1 protein-coding gene is annotated in these 295 nt (G+C 43.7%); it reads right to left on the minus strand.

Annotated elements, in window-relative coordinates:
* A partial coding sequence (locus DM397_RS00245; protein ID WP_204251839.1) for a SprB repeat-containing protein occupies positions 1 to 295 on the minus strand: 295 nt, incomplete at both ends.

Raw genomic sequence — 295 nt, forward strand, 5'->3', positions numbered from 1 at the left:
AGACCAAGAATAGGTATAAGATCCAGTTCCTCCAGAAGGAGTTACAGTAGCTGTTCCGTTATTTGCTTGATTGCATAAAATATCTGTTTTGGCTATGGTTGCGGTAAGAACAGACGGTTCAGCAATAGTGACACTAGCTGTTGTTTCGCATAAGTTAGCATCTTTTATCGAAACCGTATAGGTTCCAGCAGTAAGGCCTGTTGCAGTTGCAGCGTTTCCTCCAGCTGGTGACCAAGAATAGGTGTAAGTTCCTGTTCCTCCAGTGACATTTACTGTTGCAGACCCGTTAGATCCT

This window comes from Flavobacterium nitrogenifigens (assembly GCF_003254565.1).
GTDB lineage: Bacteria > Bacteroidota > Bacteroidia > Flavobacteriales > Flavobacteriaceae > Flavobacterium > Flavobacterium nitrogenifigens.